17 protein-coding genes and 1 riboswitch are annotated in these 20,149 nt (G+C 68.1%); of the genes, 10 read left to right on the top strand and 7 right to left on the bottom strand.

The window, feature by feature from the left end; genetic code table 11:
- Positions 1 to 185: 185 nt before the first annotated feature.
- Positions 186 to 662, top strand: a complete 477-nt coding sequence (locus ACFQ9R_RS32970; protein WP_378996456.1) for a YbaK/EbsC family protein — start codon at positions 186 to 188, stop codon at positions 660 to 662.
- 173 nt (positions 663 to 835) lie between these two features.
- Positions 836 to 1,303: a flavin reductase family protein gene (locus ACFQ9R_RS32965; RefSeq protein WP_378638843.1), complete on the top strand. Its 468-nt coding sequence runs from the start codon at positions 836 to 838 to the stop codon at positions 1,301 to 1,303.
- Between the two features lie 117 nt (positions 1,304 to 1,420).
- Here the strand turns inward: ACFQ9R_RS32965 and ACFQ9R_RS32960 are convergent, their stop codons facing one another.
- A complete protein-coding gene (locus ACFQ9R_RS32960; RefSeq protein ID WP_378996454.1) occupies positions 1,421 to 1,960 on the bottom strand; it encodes an excalibur calcium-binding domain-containing protein in 540 nt (179 codons plus the stop codon).
- 209 nt (positions 1,961 to 2,169) lie between these two features.
- On the bottom strand, positions 2,170 to 3,486 hold the full coding sequence (locus ACFQ9R_RS32955) for an aminotransferase class V-fold PLP-dependent enzyme (protein WP_378996452.1): 1,317 nt from the start codon (positions 3,484 to 3,486) through the stop codon (positions 2,170 to 2,172).
- 41 nt (positions 3,487 to 3,527) lie between these two features.
- A riboswitch (SAM riboswitch) is annotated at positions 3,528 to 3,642 on the bottom strand.
- Between the two features lie 173 nt (positions 3,643 to 3,815).
- On the opposite strand from ACFQ9R_RS32955, the gene ACFQ9R_RS32950 reads away from it, so the two are divergent.
- The 7 genes from ACFQ9R_RS32950 to ACFQ9R_RS32920 all read left to right on the top strand — a co-directional run bounded on the left by ACFQ9R_RS32950 (position 3,816) and on the right by ACFQ9R_RS32920 (position 15,322).
- Positions 3,816 to 4,520, top strand: a complete 705-nt coding sequence (locus ACFQ9R_RS32950) for a class I SAM-dependent DNA methyltransferase (RefSeq protein WP_378996450.1) — start codon at positions 3,816 to 3,818, stop codon at positions 4,518 to 4,520.
- Positions 4,521 to 4,757: 237 nt separating this feature from the next.
- Positions 4,758 to 5,888, top strand: coding sequence for an AAA family ATPase (locus ACFQ9R_RS32945; RefSeq protein ID WP_378996448.1), 1,131 nt, complete (start codon positions 4,758 to 4,760; stop codon positions 5,886 to 5,888).
- A gap of 24 nt (positions 5,889 to 5,912) precedes the next feature.
- Positions 5,913 to 8,108: a S8 family peptidase gene (locus ACFQ9R_RS32940; protein WP_378996446.1), complete on the top strand. Its 2,196-nt coding sequence runs from the start codon at positions 5,913 to 5,915 to the stop codon at positions 8,106 to 8,108.
- Positions 8,101 to 9,357 (top strand): hypothetical protein, encoded by a 1,257-nt coding sequence (locus tag ACFQ9R_RS32935; RefSeq protein ID WP_378996444.1) that lies wholly within the window; start codon positions 8,101 to 8,103, stop codon positions 9,355 to 9,357. The genes ACFQ9R_RS32940 and ACFQ9R_RS32935 overlap by 8 nt, the downstream gene beginning before the upstream one ends.
- A gap of 110 nt (positions 9,358 to 9,467) precedes the next feature.
- A complete protein-coding gene (locus ACFQ9R_RS32930) occupies positions 9,468 to 9,902 on the top strand; it encodes a MarR family winged helix-turn-helix transcriptional regulator (protein WP_378996442.1) in 435 nt (144 codons plus the stop codon).
- A gap of 156 nt (positions 9,903 to 10,058) precedes the next feature.
- A complete protein-coding gene (locus ACFQ9R_RS32925; RefSeq protein ID WP_378996439.1) occupies positions 10,059 to 13,967 on the top strand; it encodes a Pls/PosA family non-ribosomal peptide synthetase in 3,909 nt (1,302 codons plus the stop codon).
- Positions 13,967 to 15,322: a M1 family metallopeptidase gene (locus ACFQ9R_RS32920; protein WP_378996437.1), complete on the top strand. Its 1,356-nt coding sequence runs from the start codon at positions 13,967 to 13,969 to the stop codon at positions 15,320 to 15,322. The genes ACFQ9R_RS32925 and ACFQ9R_RS32920 overlap by 1 nt, the downstream gene beginning before the upstream one ends.
- Here the strand turns inward: ACFQ9R_RS32920 and ACFQ9R_RS32915 are convergent.
- Complete coding sequence (locus ACFQ9R_RS32915) at positions 15,307 to 15,492, bottom strand: hypothetical protein (RefSeq protein ID WP_378996435.1); 186 nt, start codon at positions 15,490 to 15,492, stop codon at positions 15,307 to 15,309. The two genes, ACFQ9R_RS32920 and ACFQ9R_RS32915, sit on opposite strands and share 16 nt — an antisense overlap.
- 38 nt (positions 15,493 to 15,530) lie before the next feature.
- Entirely contained in the window at positions 15,531 to 15,995 is a 465-nt protein-coding gene (locus tag ACFQ9R_RS32910; RefSeq protein WP_378996433.1) for a DUF2752 domain-containing protein, read from the bottom strand.
- 215 nt (positions 15,996 to 16,210) lie between these two features.
- Here ACFQ9R_RS32910 and ACFQ9R_RS32905 point away from each other — a divergent pair, with 215 nt between their 5' ends.
- Positions 16,211 to 17,299, top strand: coding sequence for an alpha/beta fold hydrolase (locus tag ACFQ9R_RS32905; protein WP_378996431.1), 1,089 nt, complete (start codon positions 16,211 to 16,213; stop codon positions 17,297 to 17,299).
- Positions 17,300 to 17,394: 95 nt separating this feature from the next.
- On the opposite strand, the gene ACFQ9R_RS32900 is transcribed toward ACFQ9R_RS32905, so the two are convergent.
- The 3 genes from ACFQ9R_RS32900 to ACFQ9R_RS32890 all read right to left on the bottom strand — a co-directional run bounded on the left by ACFQ9R_RS32900 (position 17,395) and on the right by ACFQ9R_RS32890 (position 20,111).
- Positions 17,395 to 18,768: an alpha/beta hydrolase family protein gene (locus ACFQ9R_RS32900; protein WP_378996429.1), complete on the bottom strand. Its 1,374-nt coding sequence runs from the start codon at positions 18,766 to 18,768 to the stop codon at positions 17,395 to 17,397.
- An 8-nt stretch (positions 18,769 to 18,776) separates the two neighbouring features.
- Positions 18,777 to 19,358, bottom strand: coding sequence for an ArsR/SmtB family transcription factor (locus tag ACFQ9R_RS32895; protein WP_378996426.1), 582 nt, complete (start codon positions 19,356 to 19,358; stop codon positions 18,777 to 18,779).
- Between the two features lie 117 nt (positions 19,359 to 19,475).
- Positions 19,476 to 20,111 carry a TetR/AcrR family transcriptional regulator gene (locus ACFQ9R_RS32890; RefSeq protein WP_378996424.1) on the bottom strand — a complete coding sequence of 212 codons (636 nt, stop codon included), beginning with the start codon at positions 20,109 to 20,111 and terminating at the stop codon, positions 19,476 to 19,478.
- Positions 20,112 to 20,149: the final 38 nt, after the last annotated feature.

Here is a 20,149-nt window from a genome sequence, read left to right as displayed (position 1 = left end):
GGCCGGCGCTCGGGTGGGGTGTGGGTGTGGCGCCCCCCACCACCCACCCCCCCCACCCCCCCCGGGACCGGCGGGGCCGCGAACTCGAGCGCGCCAGCGCTCCAACAAACACAGCCGCGAACTCGAGTTCGCCAGAACTCCAAGTTACACAGCATATTTCCCGCAATCGACCTACTCTGGATGACATGCGCAGGTCGTCATTGCCGCCGGTCGCATGCCGGGTCGCGGAAACTCTCATCGCCCGCGGGCACCACGGCGTCATCGTCTGCCCCGAGACGCCGGCTCCCACCGCGGCCGACGCCGCCCGCGCCATGGGCGCCCAGCCCACCGCGATCCTCACCGCCCAGGTCTTCCTCCTCGACGACGATCCCGTCCTGCTCCTGGTGGCCGACCATCACCACGTGGACCTCGCCCGCACCGGCAAACGCCTCGAGGGCACCCTCACCCCCGCCCCCACCGCCCTGGCCGAACGCATCACCGGCCAGCCCGTCGACGGCACGGCCCCCCTCGGCCACCCCACCAACCTCCCCACCTGGGTGGACACCGCCCTCGCCGCCCACCCCGAAGTCTGGGCAGCGGGCGGCCACCCGAACACCGTGTTCCGCACCAACTTCCGCGAAATCATCCGCATCACCGCGGGGCTGCCGATTGATATCGACTGAATTCGGCTTCCCATCCCGACCGTGTGAGTTGGATCAAACGGACACAGCGACCGTGAGGACGCGCGCCGGACGGGCGTAAGTTGGGGGCGGTGGGCGATGTGCAACCTTCTGAGACCGGACTGGTCGTTCCCGATGATCTGAGCGGGATAACGGCTGAGCAGTATCGGGCCTCTATGCGGCACTATCCGGCCGGCGTCACGGTGGTGACGCTCGGAGCCGAGAGCGGACCGGTGGGGTTCACGGCCACCTCGTTCGCTTCCCTGTCGCTCGAACCGCCACTGGTGTCGTTCAACATCGCGCACACCTCATCGAGCATCGACGCGTTGCGAGCCGCGGACTCGGTGGTGATCCATTTCCTGGGCGAACACCAACAACACCTGGCCCACCGCTTCTCTCGGACCGCCGCCGACCGCTTCACCGACCGCGCCCTCTGGACCACCCTCGACACCGGCGAACCGGTCCTGCACGGCACCCCCATCTGGCTGCGCACCACCCTCCACAAACTCATCGACCTCGGCGACCACACCCTCGCCGTCGGCCTGGTCACCCGAGTCCACGACCAAACCGAAGAGTCCCCCTCCGCAGCCCCGTTGCTCTACTACAACGGCAAATACCACCGCCCCACCGCCCTCGACACCTGATCAGGCGCACAATCCCCTCGCGATCGCCATCACTGATCCGCTCGACGTCACCATCACCTGGGACGCCCTCGACGCGGACCTCGACTGATGCCTGGCAGCCTCGGCATCTGATCGCCGCTATTCGCAGGCCACGCCGTCGCCGTCTCGGTCCAGGCCGGAGCGGTAGCCGGGATCGCCTGTGCGCAGCGGGGCTGCACCGGCGGCTCTGGCAGCGGCGCAGTTCTTGTAGTAGGCGCTGGCGGGCGCGGGCGTTTCGGGCTCCGGGACGGCTGCCACCCGTGGGGCGGGGAGGTCGACGGTGGTGGTCGGCACGGGGACGATGACCGGCGGTGGAGCGGGCGCCGCGATCGTGGTGGTGGGTGCGATGGGTGCCGGCGGGAGATCGATCGTGGTGGTCGGGGCGGCGGACGTCGTGGTGGTCGGGGCGGCGGTGGTCGTCGACGGCTTGGCCGTGGTCGATGATGCGACGACGCGGGTGGTCGAGGTGGGTGATGTCCGCGCGGCCGGTGAGGGGTTGTCGTCACTGAGACCGGCGACGACCGAGAGACCGAGCACGCCGGCGACTCCGATCCCGGCCAGCAACGGCCAACGCCGCTTCTTTTCGGGTCGGCGGGGCGGACGAGCCCACGGATCGGGCGGCTGAATCGGTCGAGTCACGGTGTCCCCTTTGATTGTCGGGCAATCTCGGGGGCTTCATCGCGACGGGTTCGACAGGCGTTACCCAGCTGGGAGGCAGTCCAAACCTGGAATTTCCGAGAAGCGGTCCGTCGGGTTCTCGGACGGATACCACTCGACGGAAAACGAATATCGGCCGCCGAGAGCAGGTCTCGACGGCCGACGTTCGGCGAATCTCGCCTGTGACGAGTTCAGCCGATCAGGCAGGGGGCGGCGCCTTCGGGGGAAGAGGCGCTGAGGGGACGGGTTTCGGGGGTCGGGTTCCAGTGCCCGTCGGTGGCGGCGTAATTCCAGGCGGGGCCTTGGCTGACCAGGGTGGCTACGGCACTGATCAAGCGGTCTACATCGGCGGCGGTGGTGCCGAGGCCGATGCTGGCTCGGAGGGCGGCGTCGAGGCCGAGGCTCGCGAGGAGGGGGTGCGCGCAGAAGCGGCCGTCGCGCACGCCGATGGCGTGTTCGGCGGAGAGGTACGCGGCGACTTTGCCAGGGGCGACATCGGCGATCGTGAAGGCGACGATGCCCACACAGTCGGGGCTGTCGGACCAGATACCGACCAGGTCGACGCCGGGGATCGCGGACAGGCCGTCACGCAGCCGGTCGGCCAGAAAGCGCTCGTGCGCGACGAGTTCGGTGGGGTCGATGGCGGCCAGCGCATCGCAGGCAGCGGCAATAGCGGCCGCGCCGAGGACGTTCGGCGAACCGGCTTCGTGCCGCTGCGGCGCGCACGCCCATTCGACCTCTGTCACACCGACATTGCGCACCGCACCACCACCGGCCAGGTAGGGCTCGCCCTCGTCCAGCCAGTCGCGCCGACCGACGAGCACACCCGAACCGAACGGCGCGTACAGCTTGTGCCCGGAGAAGGCGAGGTAGTCGATCCCGGTCTCGCGCAGGGAGATCCGGCGATGCGGAGCCAGCTGCGCGGCGTCGACGAGGATGCGCGCACCACACAGGTGGGCGATGGTCGCGAGCCGTTCCAGCGGCAGCACCTCACCGGTGACGTTGGACGCGCCGGTCACCGCGAGCAGCGCGGCAGGCTTGCTGCACAGCTCGGCGACGACACGCTGAATCGTCTCCTCGACTGTGGCGGCGGCCCGCACGACGCGACGACCGTGCTTCGCCCACGGCAGGAAGTTGGCGTGGTGCTCGATATCGAGTACCACGGTCTCCCCCGGCACGCACCCGGCCAGCAGGTTCAGCGAATCGGTGGTGTTGCGCGTGAACACCACGACCTGGTCGTCGTCGGCGTCGAGGAACCGGGCAACGGACCCACGCGAGGCCTCGTAGCACTCGGTGGAGATCCGCGAGGCGTATCCCGCGCCCCGGTGCACGCTGGCGTAGAACGGCAGCAACTGCGAAATCCGGTCGGTGACCTGCTTCAACGCCGGCGCACTCGCCGCGTAGTCGAAGTTGGCGTAGGAGCTGGTACCGCCCTGAACGAGCGGAACCTGCAGGTCGGCACCGGAAACGGCGGCGATGGCACAGGTGGGGTCGATTACAGCAGTCATGACGAAATCCCGTCGGCTCAGGGACCCGCTCCTGAAGAGGTGGCCCGCGCTTGCCGCGCCCAATTCGGACGTCAGCCTGGTCGTCACCCGGAGCACCCCACCGCGGAGGAGGGTTGCCGACCAGCAAGCCGGGGCTGAACGCTGGTACTCGTGACCTGCAACGAGAGTGACAGACGACCACCGGACCTGTCAACCACCGATCGCCGGCGCGCTCGGAGCCGACCCCGGCCACGCACGAGATCTCCCGGTTCGGCGCGGCGGTCGGACCGTCGCGACCCGCAGCGGGAAATCGGTTGTCCACGTGCGCTTTCCTTTGCGACACTCCGGTGATGCCTGCCTTCGCCGATTTCGACCGACGCCACTACCCCACCGTCGATGTCGCCACCGGCTACGACGGCTGGGCCGACACCTACGAGCGCACCGTGATGGACGAGATGGACGCGGCGCTGCTGGATCGGCTTCGCCGCCCGGATTGGGCGGGAGTGCGCCAGGCGGTCGACCTGGGTTGCGGGACGGGGCGAACCGGCGCGTGGTTGCGCAGCCGCAGTAGCGCCGAGATCGACGGCGTCGATCTGAGCGCGGGCATGCTGGCCCGTGCCCGCGTACGCGGTGTACATCGCACACTCACCAAGGCCGACGTGTGTGCCACCGAATTGCCCAGCAGCACTTACGATCTCGTGATCTCCTCACTGATCGACGAACATCTGCCGGACCTGCGCCCGTTCTACGCCGAGGCCGCGCGGCTGGCTGTCCCAGGAGCCACGTTCGCCCACGTCAGCTACCACCCACAGTTCATGATGGTCACCGGAATGCCGACGCACTACACCCCGGCAGGGAGCGATCCGATCGCGATCAGCACCCACCTGCACCTGCTGAGCGAGCACATCACCGCGGGCACCGACGCGGGCTGGGTCCTCACCGAAGCGGCCGAGGCCCTGGTGGACGACGCCTGGCTCGCGGCGAAACCCAAGTGGGCCGGCCTGCGCGGCCACCCGTTCACCATGGCGCTGGTCTGGACGCTCGGCATCGCATAGGCACCGAGCCGCACGCTTCGAGGCACGCCCGACGCGAAGGGAATCGCCCATGAGAGGGCGTGGCGGAACTAGCATCCGACGAAGGGAATCGCTGCGCTGAGGGCTCGGCAGATCAATGTGGCGCTGCGGGTGGGGTCCGATGTCAAACCGGTACACAAGGGGTGAACTTTGCCCGTGATGGACGCCGTACGATCGAGTGAAGCGAAAATAGTCCACGTAGTTGATCGGAAGAAGACCATGTCACACGCCTTGAGCTCCACTTCGGCGGACGTGAGCGCCGATCTACCCGACGAATTCGTCCACCTGGCCAGGTTGGCGCTCGCCGGGCGCGAGCAGGACGTCGCAATGTTCGTGCGCCGCGCCGCGCGCCGCCACCGGCATGCCAGTCCCGAACTGGCCGATGCGCTGATCGCGCTGCTGCGTCAGAATCCCACGCGCGCCAATCCCCTACGCGCGGAAGTGGATGCGCCGATTCCGGTCGACGGCGACAGCCGACTGCCGCTGCTGCGGGTGATCCCGCCCGGCTCCACCGCCGAAGTGCCGATCCTGGCCGCCGAAACCTATGACGTGCTCACCCAGATCGTCGACGAACGCAGGCAGGCCGACCGGCTGGCCGCCGCCGATCTGACTCCGGCCGGCAGCTTGCTGTTCGTCGGTCCGCCCGGTGTCGGCAAGACGATGGCCGCGGCCTGGCTGGCCCACCAACTGTCGCTGCCGCTGGTGGTCCTGGACTTGGCGACCATCATGAGCAGCCTGCTCGGCAAGACCGGCACCAACCTGCGCCATGCCATCGACTACGCCAAGCAGCGGCCGTGCGTTCTGCTGCTCGACGAGCTCGACGCCATCGCCAAGCGTCGCGACGACGATCGCGATGTGGGCGAGTTGAAGCGACTGGTGACGGTGCTGCTCCAGCAGATCGACGACTGGCCGACCGGCGGGGGCCTGGTCATCGGCGCGACCAACCACGCCGATCTGCTGGATCCGGCCGTGTGGCGGCGCTTCGATGTGAGCGTGGAGTTCGCGCTGCCCGAGGCCGAGCAACGCTGCGAGGCGATTCGCCGATTCGCCGGGCAGCCACTGCCCGACGGCGCGGTGGACGCGGTCGCGCTGGCGTCGAAGGGCTTGTCGTTCAACGATATCGAGCGCGCGATGTTGCGATTGCGCAGGCGTTGCGTGCTCGAGGACCAGCTACTGCCCGGGCTGATGGCCGAGCATTCCGCGCGACTGGCAGCTGAACTTCCCAAAACGGATCGGTTACGGCTGGCACAGACGCTGACGGGCGTGTCAGGCTTGTCTCAGCGCCAGATCAGCGCGCTGACGGGGGTGTCGCGCGACACCATTCGTGGTTTCACGCATCGACGGGAATAACGTGGCAGCTGGGGGGATTCACCGGTGGCGGGACCGCGATTTCTGATCGGCTTCGGTGAGCGACTCACCGCGCCCATCTCTCCCAGCAGATCGGGCGGCTCGCCGCAGTCCCCGTACACGGTGGCGCAGGCGCGAGCCCGACTCGCGCCGATGCTCAGCGCGGCCACCTCGAGTGCGGACGCGTTGCCGAAGACGGCCTGCCCGGAGGACGAGACGGTCACGGCGGTCACTCTGCATCCGCAGTACCTGTCCAAAAGTGGTTATCCCACACGACTTCTCACATCGATGCAGTTGGATCCACTGGGCAGCAGGCCGGTGGCGATCGCGCCGGAGCACGGCCGACCACGGGCGAGCACCCTGCTGTTCCTGGCGACGACCCGCGTCAATCTGCAGTTGCTCACCGCGCGGATCAATGCCGACACACCGCTGGGCGGCGCCGAGATCGGAATCGTCAGCCTGGCGGAATTCCGGCTCAACAATGCCGCCGACAGGCTCAGACTCGCAGCGCGACCGCGTAATTCGGAGACCGTCGCCGAATTGGTGCTGCACTCCGATCGCGATATCGCCCTGCAGGGTCTGCTCGACTTCTCCCGCGATCTCGATCTCGACGTGGCCATCGACCGCCGACTCGACAACGGTGGTCTGGCCTTCGTCCCCGTCACCGGAACCCACGCCGCCATCGCCGCGCTCGCCGGCTACTCCTTCACCAGGGTGATCCGCCGCATGCCGCGCATGCGCACCCAGCTCGGGCGCGACACCACCACCAGGACAGCGCTGTCGACGTTCCGCCCGGCCTTGCCGACGGCCGAGCCGACCGACCGGGAACTCACCATCGCGGTCTTCGACGGTGGCATCCCCGCACGCACCCCGCTGACCCGCTGGGTCGACGCCCACACCTTCGCCGACAGCGCCGCGCCACAGCGCACCTATCTCGACCACGGCCACCGCGTCACCTCGGCGCTGCTGTTCGGCAGCGTGGACCCCGTCCAGCCGGTCCCGGTCCCCTACGGCTACATCGACCACTATCAGGTGCTCGACGAGGACACCGACGACGACCAGTGCGAGCTGTACTCGGCCATCGAGCGCATCGATACCGTGCTGCGCCAACGCAAATACGAGTTCGTCAATGTCAGCATCGGCCCCGAACTCCCCATCGAGGACGACGAAGTGCACGCCTGGACCGCGTTCTGGGACGACTACCTCAGCGACGGCACCACGCTGGCCACCATCGCGGTCGGCAACAACGGCGAGGCCGACAAGCCGAGTGGCAATGCGCGCGTGCAGGTTCCGGCCGACAGCGTCAACGCGCTCGCGGTCGGTTCGTCGGATCGGGTGGGAGCGCAATGGAATCGCGCGCCGTACTCCGCGATCGGGCCGGGCCGCTCCCCCGGCACCGTGAAGCCCGACCTGCTCGCCTTCGGCGGCAGCGATCACGAACCGTTCCACGTCGTCGAACCGGACGGCACCGCTGTTCCCGACTCCGGCACCAGCTTCGCCGCCCCGATGGCCCTGCGCGCCGCACTGGGCGCCCGCACCCTGTTCGGCCCGAAACTCGGTGCGCTCGACCTGAAGGCCCTGCTCGTGCACACTGCCGAAAGACGCACCAGTTCACCGGATTCCGACTCAGGACACGGCCGTATCGCCGCCACCCTGGCCGACATGGTTCTGTGCGGCGACGGCGAAGCCAGGGTTCTCTACCAGGGTGAGCTCACCCCCGCGAAATATCTGCGCGCCCGGATTCCGCTCCCCGCAGCGCTTCCCGCCGGGATGGTCCGCATTCGGGCGACCCTGGTCTTCGCTACCCCGGTCGACCCCGCCGACCCGGGCAGCTACACCCGCAGCGGCCTCGATGTCACATTCCGTCCACATGACGAGCGGTTCGCCGAACCGACCAGAATCCACCCGGATTCGGCCCCGTTCTTCCGCGCGACCGAACTCGACCCCGAGGCCGTGCTGCGCCGTGACTCCCACAAGTGGGACACCGTCTTGCACGCCGAGCGGAGCAAGCGCGTCAACAGCCTGCGCAACCCGGTCTTCGACATCCACCACACCGCCAGGGAATCCGGCCATCCCACCGTCAACGCACAGCCGATCCGCTACTCGATGGTGATCACCGTGCGCCACGCCAAGGTCGACGACCTGTACGAGCGGGTGCTCAGCACCTATGTCACCCAGCTCGAAGCGCTCCGCCCGGCGATCGAGATCCCACTCGATGTCTGAGTTCCCGGCGGAGATCTTCGTCGACCCGATCGCGGCGCGGCGGCTGAGTTGTCAGAGCGTATACCGGCTGCAGCACCTGGGCGCGCGGCTGTTTCCGTGGCAGGAGGAGACGTTCACCGAGATCCTGCTCGGCCATCTCACCGGGGTCGACTACCGCATCGACGCGCCGTGCCCCGATTGTGTGCCGCCGCGGCGGTGTACGTCGTGGGGGTCGGCGACGCAGGCGACGGGATCGGGTGGCCTCCGGCTGCTGACCCGACCGGAGGAGGGCGGCAACCGGGCCCGTGGCAGGCGCGGAGTCGGTGCGGATTTCATCTACAGCGTGCAGGACCCTTCAGGTGCCAGCGAAGTGCGGTTACTCATCCAGGCCAAGCGGGCCAGACAGGGTGAACCGATCAAATCGGCTGCTCTGCCTTCCGCGCAGCGAGCCGACCTACAGGACGCCGCAGCGCATTTCGGCGCCACCGCGTACTACCTGTTCTACGCCGAGTCCGAGTCGGCGCACGTCGGCCACCTCACCCGCTGCGCCGAGCACACCAGCCCCTCGGATACCTCGATCGTGATCGTCCCCGCACAGGTCCTCACCCGCGCGTTCGACGAGGACAAGCGGGGTTCGATCGCGGCGGACCTCGTCTTCGCGCTCGGCCGCACTCTGCTGTGCCTGGACGGTTGCGCCCCCGCACCGGGCCTGTCGGCCTTCGACCGCGTCCTCGGCTTCGTCCGCGAGGACAATCCCGGCTACGAGCCCGTGGACCCGGCAACGCGACTGCCCGGCACGCCCGCCGTCACCGTCGTCGGCACCCGCGCCAAACCGCCCCGGCGGCCGCCGTCACGCCGCGTGACCCGCGCGGGCCACCAGGTCGGCGACGGCGAGATCCTGTGGGTCGACCTGAGCGCCGCCGACCGTTGGGCACAGGCGGGCAGCTCCTCGCACATCACGGAGCCCAGCTGGTACGACGGCGTCGACGCCGACCGATTGCGCGAGCGAACCAGTAAGTACTGGCGACTCGCGCTGCACCGGGCTGTCGCGGTGCGGTACGTCGCAGCCTGGGCCGACGGTGAGGTTCGCGCGGTCTACCGCGTCCTCGACGATTCCCTGGTCATCCACCACGACCACGGCGGCAAGATCTCGTTCGACCTCGCCGATCTCGATCCCGCATCGAGCATCCACGCTCAGGTCCGGCGCCGCGCCGAGACCTATCAGTCCGGGCGCTCGCCACGCGCACGCAACGTGGTCGGTTACCCCTGACCGATTGCCCCCGAGTTGCCTGATCACACCCAGTTTCCAACCATCTACGCACCCCATGATGGACACCCACGATGATTGGGAACCTCCACTATTTGCTAGAGTTCCCTCTCATGTCCACGAACACGAACTCCGTCCGCGGCCTTCCGCGCTACCCGGTGTACGCGCTCGGACGGCTCACCAAGGCGCTGCACGCCGAGATCGGCGTCCCGTTGCGCGATCACTGGGTGCTCACCTTCATCGAGGAAAACGCCGACCTGACGCAGAAGAAGGTGGGCGACGCGCTCGGTATCGACCGCAGTGAAGTCGTCCGTCTGATCGACGCGCTGGAACGCGCCGACCTGGTAGAGCGCACCCGCGACGGCAAGGATCGCCGCAAATACCGGCTGCGGATCACCGAGGCCGGGCGCAAGCAGTGCAAACGCACCGACAAGCTGATCGCCGAGGCCACCGCCCGCGTGCTGAGCGGCCTGGATGAAGACGAACAGCGGACGCTGCACCGGCTGGCGGTCACCGCCCTCGGCGAATTGCCGGAATCACCGTCGTGAACAGCGCCGACGGCACGCCTTTCGCTGCCGTCCGGCAACACCCGCACCGAGTACCGTTGGCATCTGGTGACCATCCTGTTTGCCCTCCGGTAACCCGCTCATGAAACAACAGACACCACCGATGGGGGTCAACCGATGAGAGGTGGACTGAGCACGATGCTCGAGCCACACACTGAGGTACCGGCGGTCCTGCGCGACCCGCTGTTGCGCGCGGATCTCGCCGCGCCGCCGCGCACCCTGGTCGACATCCTGACCAGCACCGCCCTCGCACACCCGGACGCACCGGCCATCGACGACGGCACCGTTGTGCTCAGCTACATGGAACTGATCGCCACGATCGAGGCCAGGATGGCCGAGCTCACCGAGGCGGGCGTGCGACCGGGCGACCGGGTCGGCGTGCGGATGCCCTCGGGCTCCGCCGCGCTGTACGTGACGATTCTGGCCGTGCTCTACTGCGGCGCCGCCTACGTGCCCGTCGACGCCGACGACCCGCAGGAGCGAGCCAGGCTCGTCTTCGGCGAGGCGAGGGTGAGCGCGATCGCCACCGGCGACGGCATCGAGTCGGCCACCACGGCCACCGGCGACCACGACTGGAACACCCTGCCCACCCCCGCCGACGACGCGTGGATCATTTTCACCTCCGGCTCCACCGGCACCCCGAAAGGGGTTGCGGTAACCCATCGCAATGCCGCCGCCTTCGTCGACGCCGAGGCCCGGCTCTTCCTGCGAAAGGCCCCGATCGGCCCCGGCGACCGGGTCCTGGCCGGCCTGTCGGTGGCCTTCGACGCCTCCTGCGAGGAAATGTGGTTGGCCTGGCGCAACGGCGCCTGCCTGGTTCCGGCGCCGCGCGATCTGGTGCGCACCGGCGCCGACCTCGGCCCATGGCTGATGCGCCGCGAGATCAGCATCGTCTCCACGGTGCCGACGCTGGCCGCGACCTGGCCTGCCCAGGCGCTGGAATCGGTGCGACTGCTGATCTTCGGCGGCGAAGCGGTACCGCCGGAGCTGGCCGAACGGCTGACCGGCGCCGACCGCGAAGTGTGGAACACCTACGGGCCCACCGAGGCGACCGTGGTCGCCTGTGCCGCGCTGCTCACCGGCGAGATGCCCGTCCGGATCGGCCTGCCGCTCGACGGCTGGGACCTCACCGTCGTCGACCCGCAAGGCAACCCGGTGGGCGAAGGCGAAACCGGCGAACTCGTGATCGGTGGCGTCGGACTGGCCCGCTACCTCGATCCGGCCAAGGACGCCGAGAAGTACGCGCCGCTGCCCTCCCTCGGGTGGGAACGCGCCTATCGCAGTGGGGATCTGGTCCGCAACGACCGCGAGGGCCTGATCTTCCTCGGCCGCGCCGACGACCAGATCAAGATCGGTGGCCGCCGCATCGAACTCGGCGAGCTCGACAACGCGCTCCAGCATCTGCCGGGTGTCAGCGGCGCGGCTGCCGCGATCCGAACCACCAAGGCCGGCAACAAGATTCTCGTCGGCTACCTCACCGGCGCCGGTCCTGATTTCGATGTGAAGAAGGCCAGAGAGATTCTGGCCGAACAACTTCCGGCTCCACTGGTGCCGCGACTGGCTGTCGTCGCCGACCTGCCGACCCGCACCTCCGGCAAGGTCGACCGCGACGCACTGCCATGGCCGCTGCCGTCGACCGACGAACCCGAAACGGGACTGTCCGGCACTGCGGCGTGGGTGGCGAACCTGTGGGACGCGATCCTCGGCACCCAGCCCACCGATCTCGACGCGGAATTCTTCGATCTCGGCGGCGGCTCACTGTCGGCGGCGCAGCTCGTCGGCGCGTTGCGTGAGCGGTACCCGCACGTCACCGTCGCCGATCTCTACGACCACCCGCGGCTCGGTTCGCTGGTCGAACTGCTCGACGGCAGCGCACCGGTCGCGGCCGTCGACGTGCGCGTCGTGCAGCCGACGCCGCTGCGCGCCCAGATCGCCCAGGTGCTGGCCACGGTCCCGCTGACCACCCTCACCGGGTTGCAGTGGGTCACGTGGCTGACCGTGGTCTCGGGCATCGCGGGCTGGTCGGGCTCGCTGCCGTGGCTGCCACGCCTGTCCTGGTGGTGGATTCTGCTGGCGTTCGTGCTGTTCATCTCGCCGATCGGCCGCATGACGATCTGCGTGGCGGGCGCCCGAATTCTGCTCGCCGGACTTCGGCCCGGGTCCTACCCCCGCGGCTCGGCCGTGCACCTGCGTCTATGGGCCGCCGTACGCCTGTCCGAGGCCAGTGGCGCCGAAAGCCTGTCCGGCGCACCGCTGATGGTTCCGTTCGCTCGCGCGCTCGGCGCCAAGATCGGCAAGGGCGTCGACCTGCACAGCCTGCCGCCGGTCACCGGCATGCTCGAACTCGGCGACGGCGCCAGCGTCGAACCCGAGGTCGACCTGTCCGGCTACTGGGTCGACGGCGACATCGTGCACATCGGCGGTATCACCATCGGTGACGGCGCGGTGATCGGCGCCCGCTCGATCCTGCTGCCCGGCACCAAGATCGGCAAGAAGGCCGAGATCGCCCCGGGCTCCGCCGTCTCGGGCAAGGTCAAGGGCGAACAGGAATGGGCGGGTTCGCCCGCCACCAAGACCGGGAAGGCACCGCGCCGCTGGCCCGACCACTCCCCGGAACGCGCCAGGCACTGGCTGGTCGTGTTCGGCCTGTCGTCGATGGTGCTGGCCGCGATGCCCGTGTTCGGCCTCGCCGTCGGCGGCACCTTCATCGCCTGGTGGGTCCGCGAGGAGACCACGATCAGCGCCGCCGCCCTGCACGGCTTCGCCATCCTGCCGCTCGCCACGCTGCTCAGTCTCGGCGTGTACGCCGTGGCGACCGTGCTCGCGGTGCGGCTGCTCAGCATCGGTCTGCGCGAGGGCTACCACCCCGTGCGCAGCCGGACCGGCTGGCAGGTGTGGGCCACCGAACGCCTGCTCGATTCCGCCCGCACGTTCCTGTTCCCGCTGTACGCCAGCCTGCTCACCCCCATCTGGCTGCGCCTGCTCGGCGCGAAGATCGGCAAGAACGTCGAGGCGTCGACCGTGCTGATGCTGCCCAAGTTCACCGTGATCTCCGACGGCGCGTTCCTGGCCGACGACACCATGATCGGTAGCTACGAACTCGGTGGCGGCTGGCTGCGCATCGGCGAATCCAAGGTCGGCAAGCGCGCCTTCCTCGGCAATTCGGGGATGACCGCGCCCGGTCGGCGCGTGCCCAAGAACGGTCTGGTCGCGGTGCTCTCGGCCGCGCCGAACAAGGCCAAGGCAGGCTCGTCCTGGCTGGGCAGTCCGCCGGTGCGGCTTCGTCGCGCGACCGAATCCAGCGACACCTCGCGCACGTTCGATCCGCCACTGCGGCTCAAGCTGGCCCGTGCCTTCGTGGAGACCTGCCGGTTGATCCCGGTGATGGTGACCTTCGCCATCGGTCTCAGCGTGCTGCTCGTGCTCGCGTTGATCGCTCAGCACACCGATTACCTTGTCGCGGCTCTTGTCTCAGGTCTGGTACTGATGGCCGCGGGCGCTGTCGCCGGTGCCATCGCGGTGGCCGCCAAGTGGTTGATCGTCGGGCGGATTCGCGCGGTGGAGTACCCGTTGTGGAGCTCGTTCGTGTGGCGCAACGAGGTCTCCGACGCCTTCGTCGAGACCGTCGCGGCGCCGTGGTTCGCGCGGGCCGCCACGGGTACTCCCGTCATGAATCTGTGGCTTCGCGGACTCGGTGCCAAGATCGGCCGCGGGGTATGGTGCGAGTCCTACTGGCTACCGGAGGCGGACCTGGTGACACTCGGTGACGGCGCGACCGTGGAGCGCGGCTGCGTGGTGCAAACACACCTGTTCCACGACCGCATCATGTCCATGGACACCGTGACACTCGATGCGGGCGCCACCCTCGGCCCGCACTGCGTCGCCCTGCCCGCCGCCCACATCGGGGCGGGCGCCACCATCGGCCCGGCGTCGCTCGTCATGCGCGGCGACGTGGTTCCGCCGTCGACTCGCTGGTGGGGCAATCCCATCGCGCACTGGACCGATCCCGCCTCGACGCGGGAGTCGAGGCAGCGCGGAGCCGCCTGATGCGGAGCAAGTTCTACGAGGACCCCATCGACGCGTACCTGCCGCAGAACGGCAATCGCGGCTACCGCGTGTCCCGCTACGAGCTGGAACTGAGCTACCGACCCGCCAGCAACCGGCTCGCCGGGCGTGCGGTGATCATCGCGGTCACCACTGCGGTGCGGCCGTGGTTCACCCTCGACATGTCGCAGGCATTGATGGTGTCGAAGGTTCTCGTCAACGGATCGAAGGCGGTGAAATTCGTCCATCAGCAGGGCAAGCTCGCGCTCACGCCGCAGCAGAAGATCCCCGCCGGTGGCGTTCTCGAGATCACCGTCCACTACTCGGGCACCCCCAAGCCGGTGCGCGGCCCGTGGGGCGAGGTCGGCTGGGAAGAGCTCACCGAGGGCGCGCTGGTGGCGAGCCAGCCCAACGGCGCCGCGTCCTGGTTCCCGTGTGACGACCACCCGAGTTCCAAAGCCTCCTACCGGATTTCGATCACCACCGACAGCCCGTTCTACGCGCTGGCCAACGGCACCCTGGTCGGTAAGCAGGCCAAGGCCAGCCAGACCACCTGGGTGTACGAGATGGCCGAGCCGATGGCGAGCTATCTGGCGACGATCCAGATCGGCAACTACCGCAAGTACCGGGTCGGCGCCGTGGGTGAACCGGTACCGATGCACGCGGTCATCCCGCCGCGGTTGCGGGCGAGCTTCGAACACGACTTCGCGCGTCAGCCCGAGATGATGGCCTTGTTCACCGAGCGGTTCGGGCCGTACCCGTTCGACGACTACTCCGTGGTCGTCACCGACGACGAGCTCGACATCCCGATCGAGGCGCAGGGCATTTCGATCTTCGGTGCCAACCATTGCGATGGCAAGCGCGGCGCGGAACGTCTTGTCGCACACGAACTCGCGCATCAATGGTTCGGTAACAGCCTCACGCTGAAGCGGTGGCAGGACATCTGGCTGCACGAAGGTTTCGCCTGTTACGCGGAATGGATCTGGTCCGAAGCGTCCGGTGGACCGACCGCCGATCAGCTGGCGCGGGCGGCGCGCGCGAACCTGGCGCGTCAGCCGCAGGACATCATCGTCGGCGATCCCGGACCCAAGGACATGTTCGACGACCGGGTCTACAAGCGCGGGGCGCTCACCCTGCACGCGCTGCGGCTGGAACTACGCGACCATCTGTTCTTCGAGCTGATTCGCGAATGGACCGCGCGCTTCCTGCATTCCTCTATTACTACGGAGGAGTTCGTCGACCTGGCCGGTCATTACAGCGTGGCGCCGTTGCGTGGGTTGTTCGCGATCTGGCTCGGGACCAAGCCGCTGCCGCAACTACCGCCGCTGGGCGGGCAGGCGCATCAGAACACCAGATAGCGCTGGGCCAATTCCTCGATGAGCGGATCGTCGGCCTGCACCATCTCCAGCGCCTCGAGATCGTCGGCGACCGAGATGGTCCTGGCGTCGTCCTGCTCGGGGTCGGGTCCGTCCTGGGCGAGCTGACGCTGCAACTTCCGCCGGACTCTGTCTTTCAGTGAATCGCCCATATCTCCAGGGTGCCCGGTAATCAGCTCGCGAATCAGCGTCAGACGGGGGTGAGCCACGTTCCCCATGGCGTGTTGCGGAGCACGGTATAGAGGGCGAGCAGGCCGAAGAAAGACCACACGGTCACCGCGCTGAGCCCGGGCACGCGCCACCGTTGTCCGCGACGAGCGCGCAGGATCCAGTCGATGACGAAGACCGCGAAGGCCACGGTCAGGGGCAGGGCCAGCAGATTGCTGTGCAGCGAGTCGACGATGTTGCCGTCGGTGAGGTTGTGCATCGCGCGCATGCCGCCGCACCCGGGGCAGTACACCCCGAACAGCGCGTACACCGGGCACAGCCCGTAGGAACCCTCGATGTGGGGGTCACGGAAATGCAGCAGGGCCAGCGTGCCGACGCCTAGACCGGCGGCGAGCAGCGGTGGCGTCATCCGCTGCCAGGTCGAGCGCGCGGTACCCCGGTTCGGGTCCGCGCCGGAAAACTCGGCCGTGACGTGCGTTTTGTCCACTCCAATACGGTAGCGGCGGCCGTCCGCCGCCGCCAGCGCGACCGATGCCCGATCGTGCCCATCCGGTGTAATTTTTCGCTGATTTCAGGCGATTTCACAATGTCAGCACGCTCGGTGACCCAGTTCACAACAAGTGGGACACTGTGACCCGCTAACACTAGCTAGCACCCTGGCTTGCACTGTACGGTGGCCTACGACACAAAGGAGTGCCGACAATGCTTGCGAAGTCGATGATGACGCTCGCGGCAGCGCGATCCATGGTCTCTCACCTCGAGACCGGCGCACTGACCGCACAGTTCCGTGCCGGGCTGCGTACCCGCAGTTTCGCCACCGCGAAATTCAACGCCCCCACCGTCGAGCACCGGGTCGTCCCGGTGACCACCGCGGACGGCGCGCAGCTCCGGGTCCACGTCTACGGTCCCGATACCGCCCCCACCCTGGTCCTCATCCATGGCTGGGCCTGCAGTATCGAATACTGGAACCCGCAGATCACCGCCTTCGCCGGCGAGTACCGCGTGGTCAGCTACGACCAGCGCGGCCACGGCGCCTCCACCCTCGGCACCGCCGCCCCCAGCGAACACACCCTGGCCGACGACCTGTCCGCCGTCCTCGACGCGACGCTGCGCGAAGACGAGAAAGCGGTCCTGGCCGGGCACAGCATGGGCGGGCTCACCATTCAGGCCTGGGCCAAGCATCACCCCGAACAGGTCTCCCGACGCGCGTCCGCCGTGTTGCTCGCCAACACCGCCAATGCCGCGATCCGCTGGGAAACCGACATGCTGCCGCTGCTGAACAAGCAGCTCACCGTCGCGCAATACCCGGTCACACTGCTCGGCGCACCGGTACGGATGCCGCAGCCGGTCAGCGAGTCGCTGCTGTTCGCGCCGCTGCCGATCCCCGGCGGCTGGCTCACCCAGCAGGTTCTGCGCAGTCGCATTCTCACCCCCGAGGCCACTGCCGACGAGGTCGACTTCGCGATGGGCATCATCCGCTCCTGCCGCCCGATCGCGCGCGGGCGCCACGCTGCCGCGATGGCCGACATGGATCTGTCGGCGGGCACCGCCAACCTCACCGTCCCGACCACGGTGATCGCCGGCGCCAGGGACCGGCTGCTGCCACAGCGCCTGTCACGCCCGATCGTCGACACCCTGCGCCGCACCGGCCACCTGGCCGATTTCCACGTGCTGCCGCACGGCCACCTCAGCAATGTCGAAGACACCGACGCCTTCGACGCCGTTCTGCACCAGATCCTGCGCAGCTCCATGAACTCTCGGGCCACCCGCCGCAACGTCGCTGCCCGCTGACCCGAGCCAGTTCTCCTGAGACCGATCAACGGCGATCGGCTCAGGAGTAACCGCGAAGAAGGCCCCCGACCTCGTCGGGGGCCTTTCTCGTAGGTTCAAGGGAGCAGCGGACCCCAGTACAGTGCCCAGAGCACGAAACCTGTTCCACCGCAGACCAAGAGGACCCATCGGGTCCGTGCTCCGGCGCTCGCACCGGCGAGGGTGTGACGGGCGCGGGCGAGCACGAAACCGAGCGCGACCACCGCGCCGAAGGCGATCAGCTGCAATGCCAGCCAGGGCAGGGTTCGGCCGAACAGCAAGGGGCCGAACGAGGTTGCGCGGGTGGTGAGGATGTAGCCGAGCTGGACGATCGTGCCGAGGATGCCGATCACCGTCGTACACAACAACACTCGCGCCGGCAGCCGATCGGGCAGTCGCCAGGAGCGGACCGTTCCGGTGCACGCGTAGCCGCCCAGCGCCAGGATCATGCCGAACAGCAAGGTCAGCTGCACCGCGGTCGATTCCCACCATGCGGCGGGAGTCAGCGCCCGCACCGAATGCCCCTGTGCCGCAGGTTGATCCGTTGTCGGCGGTGTCGCGGAGCCGGGAAGCCCGTTGACCCAATCACCCATGAGCTCGCCATATCCCGGCGCCAAACCGGGAAGTTTGTCGAAGCCATCGGTGGTCGGTTGTCCGGCGTGCTGGGCGTTCGGGAGGGTGCGCAGCGTGTAGTTCGTCTTTCCGGCATGCTCGAAGGCGGTCTGGAAGCCGCGCAGACTGTCACCAGGTGGGGTCAGACGGTCCAGATCACCCCAGATCGCCAGGACCGGCTGGGTGATCCGCTCCAGCACCGGGATCGGGTCGTAGTCGGCCTGGGCGAACTGACCGGCCGCGACCAGCTGACGAATACCGTTGCGGGCCAGCACATCGACCATCGAACCGCGCACGCCCGCCGCACCGAACCGCGTCTCGTTCGCCCAGTTCTGTTGCGCGGCGGGTGCGGCCGAATTCGCGCCGATCGTGATCAAGAACGCCGCGTCGGCGGATCGCGACGCGGCGAGGGGCGCGACCCATCCGCCCTCCGACAGGCCCCACAGACCCACTCGCGCCGGGTCCACCTCGGGCCGATTCCGCAGTGCGGCAACGCCTGCCAGCGCGTCGTCGGCCAGGAGGGAGTAGTCACGGTGCGACGGCGTGTAATCCTCGGTGCGCTTGTCGTAGCGCAACGCGACGATGCCAGCGCGGGCGAACGCCTCGGCGACATGGTCGTAGTGCTCGCCGCTGCCGTCGCCCGATCCGTGGACGAGCACGACGCCCGGCCTGCCGGACGCGTCCGCCGGAGCATGCACGGTGCCCGCGGTGGTCGTGCCGTCCGAGCGGGTGACGGTGATGTCGACGGTGGTGGTGTTCTGCGCGTGCGCCGCCGGAAATCCGGTGACGACGGTGATCATGAAGGTGAGCAGGATGATTCGCCGGAAGAAAGAGAGCACGCCAAGTCCTAGTTTGCGGTGTTCGTGCGAGGTGCGGGGAAGGCGAGGAAGCGCGTCAGCACACGGCGGGCGCCCGGGCGATCCTGCGGGTGAGACTGCTGAAAACGCTTGAGCAGCGTCATGTAGTCCTCGAAGAATTCCTCGAGTTCGGCCGGCGTCGCGTAGATCGCGCCACGCGAGAAGGGCATCATGTCGGCCCACTCGCCCAGCTCGGCACGCTCGGCCTGGAAGCGCTGGAACATCTCGATGTCTTCGGCGATGTGCTGCGCGACAAGACCTTCCATCAACTCGCGGAGCTCCGGTGACTGCTCGCGATCCATCCGGTAGCGCAGGTCCTTCGGCGGCGAACGCCACCACCGTTCCTTGCCCTTGGCCAGTTCGGGCGCCTCTTCGATGAAGCCGTGTTCGGCGAGTTGGCGCAGGTGGTAACTGGTCGCGCCGGTGTTCTCGCCCAGCCGAGCGCCCAATGCTGTCGCGGTGGCCGGTCCGTTCTCGGCGAGCGCGCGCAGGATGCGCTGACGCAGGGGATGCGCGAGCGCGCGCAGCGCTGCGGGATCGGTGATCTCTCGGGGCGGTACCTCGTCGGCCATAGTTACAACGTACTCTTTGCACAAATATCTTTGCAAAGAAATTTATGCAACATGGAATCGCGGCCCTGGCTCCGGTGACGGAGGGTTCGACTTCGAGGTCAGGTTCCTGCCAGCGGACTACCAGGTGAGATCACGGTTCGGGAGCTGATGCTCGTCGAACCACGTCGCGACCATCTCAGCGGTGGCTGCGATGAGTTCACGGCGCTCGCTGCCATCGACATCGAGAGCCGAGGCGCGCAGCACCGCCGCGAATCCAGTGTTGACCACGACCGAGGCCATCACGTCGTATTTGTGGTCATCGCCTGGACCCAGGATCTGGATCACCAGCATCTTGATCATCAGCCGCAACCGCGGCTCGAACTCGGGAAGGCCGCTGCTGTAGAACTGCACGCCCGCGATCAGCGCCCGCAGCAGCCCGGCATTGGCGACCAATACGTCGGTGATGACACCGAAGATCGCGGTGAAAATCTCCTGGGTGGACAAGCCCCTGAGACTGAACATCGAGGTGGTGAACGCCGTTTCGATGTCAGTGAGCAGCCGGTCCAACAGCTCGTCGACCATTCGCGAGCGGTCGTTGAAATAGCGGTACACCGTACCGATACTGACTCCGGCCGCCACCGCGATCCGATTGGTCGAGGTCTCGGTGATCCCGCGCTCCCCGAACAACTTCGCGGCGGCGTCGAGGATCTGGTTCCGCGTCGCCTTGGCTCGATCCTGCGTGGGCTGGCGGCGACTACGAGGGGGCGGGGGCACGCTTCGATCCTTACCGTTCACAACACTGAACTGCTGCA

Source organism: Nocardia sp. NPDC056541 (genome assembly GCF_042794235.1).
GTDB lineage: Bacteria > Actinomycetota > Actinomycetes > Mycobacteriales > Mycobacteriaceae > Nocardia.
Note: the sequence above shows the minus strand (reverse complement) of the source record. Positions and strands in the feature narration are given on the sequence as shown.

Coding starts and splice junctions, on each gene's coding strand:
- ACFQ9R_RS32970 (WP_378996456.1), top strand. CDS start 186: ATGCGCAGGTCGTCATTGCCGCCGGTCGCATGCCGGGTCGCGGAAACT.
- ACFQ9R_RS32965 (WP_378638843.1), top strand. CDS start 836: ATGCGGCACTATCCGGCCGGCGTCACGGTGGTGACGCTCGGAGCCGAG.
- ACFQ9R_RS32955 (WP_378996452.1), bottom strand. CDS start 3,486: ATGACTGCTGTAATCGACCCCACCTGTGCCATCGCCGCCGTTTCCGGT.
- ACFQ9R_RS32950 (WP_378996450.1), top strand. CDS start 3,816: ATGCCTGCCTTCGCCGATTTCGACCGACGCCACTACCCCACCGTCGAT.
- ACFQ9R_RS32945 (WP_378996448.1), top strand. CDS start 4,758: ATGTCACACGCCTTGAGCTCCACTTCGGCGGACGTGAGCGCCGATCTA.
- ACFQ9R_RS32935 (WP_378996444.1), top strand. CDS start 8,101: ATGTCTGAGTTCCCGGCGGAGATCTTCGTCGACCCGATCGCGGCGCGG.
- ACFQ9R_RS32930 (WP_378996442.1), top strand. CDS start 9,468: ATGTCCACGAACACGAACTCCGTCCGCGGCCTTCCGCGCTACCCGGTG.
- ACFQ9R_RS32925 (WP_378996439.1), top strand. CDS start 10,059: ATGCTCGAGCCACACACTGAGGTACCGGCGGTCCTGCGCGACCCGCTG.
- ACFQ9R_RS32920 (WP_378996437.1), top strand. CDS start 13,967: ATGCGGAGCAAGTTCTACGAGGACCCCATCGACGCGTACCTGCCGCAG.
- ACFQ9R_RS32915 (WP_378996435.1), bottom strand. CDS start 15,492: ATGGGCGATTCACTGAAAGACAGAGTCCGGCGGAAGTTGCAGCGTCAG.
- ACFQ9R_RS32905 (WP_378996431.1), top strand. CDS start 16,211: ATGCTTGCGAAGTCGATGATGACGCTCGCGGCAGCGCGATCCATGGTC.
- ACFQ9R_RS32895 (WP_378996426.1), bottom strand. CDS start 19,358: ATGGCCGACGAGGTACCGCCCCGAGAGATCACCGATCCCGCAGCGCTG.